Origin of the sequence: Bacillus sp. JJ1609, from assembly GCF_036967045.1 — a bacterium.
In the GTDB taxonomy this organism is placed as follows: Bacteria; Bacillota; Bacilli; order Bacillales; family Cytobacillaceae; genus Mesobacillus.
Genome location: NZ_JBALSS010000025.1, coordinates 73975 through 78001, shown reverse-complemented (window position 1 = coordinate 78001; position 4027 = coordinate 73975). Strand labels below are relative to the sequence as shown.

General features: G+C 40.1%; 5 protein-coding genes. 4 read left to right on the top strand and 1 reads right to left on the bottom strand.

Annotated features, from left to right (window positions below):
• The first annotated feature begins 136 nt into the window (after positions 1 to 136).
• Genes V7654_RS18175 through V7654_RS18165 form a run of 3 tightly spaced genes read left to right on the top strand, consistent with a single transcriptional unit; the run spans position 137 to position 2754 of the window.
• Entirely contained in the window at positions 137 to 517 is a 381-nt protein-coding gene (locus tag V7654_RS18175; RefSeq protein ID WP_335432137.1) for a c-type cytochrome, read from the top strand.
• Between the two features lie 16 nt (positions 518 to 533).
• On the top strand, positions 534 to 1145 hold the full coding sequence (locus V7654_RS18170) for a 4Fe-4S binding protein (RefSeq protein WP_335432135.1): 612 nt from the start codon (positions 534 to 536) through the stop codon (positions 1143 to 1145).
• A gap of 25 nt (positions 1146 to 1170) precedes the next feature.
• Positions 1171 to 2754: a YncE family protein gene (locus V7654_RS18165; RefSeq protein WP_335432133.1), complete on the top strand. Its 1584-nt coding sequence runs from the start codon at positions 1171 to 1173 to the stop codon at positions 2752 to 2754.
• A 24-nt stretch (positions 2755 to 2778) separates the two neighbouring features.
• Here V7654_RS18165 and V7654_RS18160 read toward each other — a convergent pair whose 3' ends face one another.
• Positions 2779 to 3681, bottom strand: coding sequence for a LysR family transcriptional regulator (locus tag V7654_RS18160; RefSeq protein WP_335432131.1), 903 nt, complete (start codon positions 3679 to 3681; stop codon positions 2779 to 2781).
• A 43-nt stretch (positions 3682 to 3724) separates the two neighbouring features.
• Here V7654_RS18160 and V7654_RS18155 point away from each other — a divergent pair, with 43 nt between their 5' ends.
• Complete coding sequence (locus tag V7654_RS18155; RefSeq protein WP_335432130.1) at positions 3725 to 3910, top strand: hypothetical protein; 186 nt, start codon at positions 3725 to 3727, stop codon at positions 3908 to 3910.
• Positions 3911 to 4027: the final 117 nt, after the last annotated feature.

Below are 4027 nucleotides of genomic sequence, written 5' to 3'. Positions count from 1 at the left end.
CGCCTGGAACGAAAATCAACAGCCTTGTATAACAGAGCCTTATTTTTAATAACGGCATCTCCTTAAACCCATGTTTAAGGAGATGATTTTGTAATCAACCATATCTAAACAGCATTCAAAAAGGCAGGTGGAAAAGATGAAAAATGAACATAAAGAAGCAGATATTGTTTCGGATATCAAAATTGAACATAATAAAGTGCCAAAACTATTGGTAGCTGTATTTTATGTCGTAGCAATTTGGGCAATCGGCTATGCCCTCTTTATGCCGGGCAAATTACAGGTGGAACCTGCCGCCGCACCTCAGGAAAACAAGGGTGAGCTTATTTTCACAGGTACTTGCCTAAACTGCCATGCGACAGGAGCGGCACCTGACCTTAAGGGTGTAACGGATCGGCTAAAAGAAGAAGACATAAAAAATGTAATCAAAAACGGCCGTAACACGATGCCTGCAATCGGCCACCTATATTCAGATAAAGAAATCGACCAAGTATATACGTACTTAGAAAATTACAGATAAAGAAAGGAGGATTTTTGTGGTTAAAAATGTAATAAGATGGGCCTCTTTCATCATTATATTTACTCTGCCGTTTTGGAATGGATTCAGGATGGACATTGACAACGAAAAATTGTTCTTGTTCGGTTTTCAGTTAAGCTATGAAGCTGGTTATCTATTTTTTGTATTCCTTTTCTTGTTCCTGATGGCTTTTTTAGCATTATCAATGATTGTATACAGGGCATTTTGCCAATATGCTTGCCCACATAATACCTTCAGTATGCTTTTAAACAAAATTGAAGGAAAATTAGGTGAAAAAGGCAAAGCTGTAACTTTTCTATTAAGTTTGGTTGTCAGCTTTTTTATGGCCTACGCAACCGTAAGCTATTTTTACGACCCAATCACAATCTTGAAGTCTTTAATCAACTTTAAGTTGGACAAATACTTCTTCCTTGTTACTTCTACAGGTGTTCTATATACAGCACTATCTTATAAGGCAAGGAATTCATTCTGTAAAGTTTGCCCATACGGACTTGCCCAGGGTATTTCCCGTGTGGATGATAAAACAAAATGGCTTACACATCCAGGAGTTTGGATCACTTGGGGAACAACTACTGCCCTTGTACTGATCCTGCTTGTGGGATGGTTCTAAAGAAAAAAGTGAGGTGAGGACATATATGAAAAAACTTCTTAAACTATCAGCATTCGCACTTCTGACCATTTCCCTTACTGCATGTACAGAAGCTGCGGTAAAAGAGACATCCCTTGATGATGTGAATAAAAAGGAACTTCCTGAGCTGGATAAGAACTATTCTCCAAACTGGTGGAAAGACCAGCCTAACGGCAATGCCGATACAAACATGAACTGGAACGGCGAAGGCTGGATCCTGTCTGCAAATGAAGTTAGTAATGGGATTGCGATTGCAGATATTAAAACGGGTAATCCTGTTAAATACATTCAAACTACAGGTACTCCCCACCATATCCATATGAATAAAAGCCAGACATGGGCATTTGCGACACAGCGATATGGAACTAGCGTAGTGGCAATCAATATGGACACGCTTGAGGCTCATGAGATTGATTTTCCTGGATTTGAGAAGCCGCCTGCGCCACAGCATCTTACCTTTTCCAGAGATGGCAAATACGCTTTCACTTCCTTGAACGCAGTTGAAGCAGTGGGAATGATGGATGCTGAAACTGCTGAATTGGTAAAAGTATTTAAAAATGTCGGCAAGAAGCCAAGGGATTTGAACGTTACTCCTGATGGCAAAAAACTATTTGTCAGCATGCAAGCTGAACCTTACATTAGCGTAATTGACATTGAGTCCGGGGAAATGAGGAAGCTTGAACGGACTACAACAGACTATGGAAAAGGAACAGGTTCTGGTCTGGATATGTCAAATGACGGCAAATATGTAGCGGTATCAAATACGGCTGATGATCAGGTCGCTGTTTATGATGCGGAAACAGAAAAGCTTTTAAAGAAATTTGATAATATCCCGAAGCCAACGAATCTTACCTTCATGGGTGATACCCACGACCTTGTTACAGGAAACAGAAACGATGGTTCAATCTCAATAATTGATACTGACAATTTAAAATTTATAAAAACAGTTAAAACTGGCGGAGGAACCAATCTGGCTTATTTAGGTCCGGATGGATACTGGTATACTTCACAGAACGGTGCAGGCTATCTAACAGTAATGGATCCAAAGGACAATTATAAAATCGTGAGAAAGATCTGGGGAGTACAAAACATCCACTGGCTCGCATGGAGTCCTGACGGAAGCATGATGTTCGGCTCTAACTGGGGAGATAAGACACTTACTAAGATTGATATGACAAAAAAGAAGGATTTCAGGCAGACAATCCCTGTTGGCTTGAATCCAAATGGTATTGCTTTAAAAACGAATGTGCCTAAAGACAAACTATTAGCTTACCAGACAAAAAATGAAGAGGAAGCAAACAGAATTAAAAAAGCTTCAACTCTTGTTTTCCCTGAAGCAAGGAATGCGAACGAAGAAGCTTTCCTTGGCACTTGCCTTCAGTGTCATGACATCGGCCGTATCATGAAGAATTCCAGCAAAACAGCAGAGGAGTGGACTTCAGTTGTAGACCGGATGAAAGGGAACGGAGCGAAGATGGACGACGCTTCGAGACAAAGCATCATTGATTATCTTGCAACTGCAGAACATAAAACACTTAAAATTAAAACTGAACTAGAGATTGAAATGAATGGAAAGACAGACACAGAGTAAAACAACGAAAATTCCTAATGCTTCTTAACATGAGGCATTAGGATTTTCATCTAAGTCAGTTATATAGTTCCATAATCTCTTATGAAGATCGGACTTAAATTGGTTTTCTTTCCGTAGCAGGTAAAATGGCCGGAAACGGTCTCTGTCTTTAAAACGGCTGACAATTAGCTGCCTTGCTTGAATCTCAGGGCAAATAGCCAGTTTTGAAAATACCGAAACACCTAATCCATTTTTCACGCCTTCCTTGATCAAAGTATTGCTGTTATAGATGAGGACGGATTTCGGCTCTATATTCAGACCTTTCCATAAATCAAGGGTTGCTTGCCTCATGGCACAGCCAGGCTCACGGATCAGCCAGGTCATTTCTGCAAGCTTTTCAGGCAGCTGATTTTCTGGATTGATTCTAAGCTGAGGAGAAACACCAAGAACAAGCATGTCATCGTAGAATTCATGTGATACAAAATTATAGCGGCCAGCTTGGCCCTCGACAAGGGCAAGATCAATTTCAGCCGCATACAGCAAATCGGTAATATGGACTGAAGTCCCGATCGTGATTTGGATTTGGCTGCTCGATATGTCAGGATTCAATTTTATGAAATCCTGGATCATTTTTGAAATCAAGCATTCTCCGATTGTATTGCTGCAGCCAATCTTAATGGTTTGGCTCAAATCACCTGCGGCTAAAAGGCTTTCCATTTTGTCATTCAAGGCAAGCAGCTGCTGGCCATATTCATATAAAGTTTTTCCGGCCTCAGACAACGTGATTTTGCGTTTCGCCCGGATAAACAATGGTTTATTATAGTAAGCCTCTAGTTGGCTGATTTGATGGCTGACAGCTGGCTGAGACAAATTTAACATCTTGCCTGCCTGGGAGAAGCTCTCATATTTAGCAGCAGCAATGAAGGTCTTTAAATGTTCCAAGTTCAATATGATCGCACCCCTTTACTACTAAAGAATTGGAGGGAATAAAATGAAAAAAGCAGATATCATCGTCACCGTCTTAGTATTGTCTGTATTTATTTTCGGGTTGATGTACTTTACAAAGGACAATTCAATCACATACCGCGATGTTAAATTTGAAATCGCCTCATTGGCCATTTTGTCCACTGTTTCCCTGTTCACCTATTTCGGGATCAAGAAAAATTTAAATCACTAATAAAACATTATACCATACAGGGTTTAACGCCTGTAAAATGAATGTAAAACCTAGGAGACTTTCCTGGGTTTTTATTTTTTTGGCTCTGTTAAAGCCCAATGTTGTTTTTAAAACCTG

Excerpts from the sequence above, each read along its gene's own strand:
- V7654_RS18155 (WP_335432130.1), top strand. The coding sequence starts at position 3,725 with ATGAAAAAAGCAGATATCATCGTCACCGTCTTAGTATTGTCTGTATTT.
- V7654_RS18165 (WP_335432133.1), top strand. The coding sequence starts at position 1,171 with ATGAAAAAACTTCTTAAACTATCAGCATTCGCACTTCTGACCATTTCC.
- V7654_RS18175 (WP_335432137.1), top strand. The coding sequence starts at position 137 with ATGAAAAATGAACATAAAGAAGCAGATATTGTTTCGGATATCAAAATT.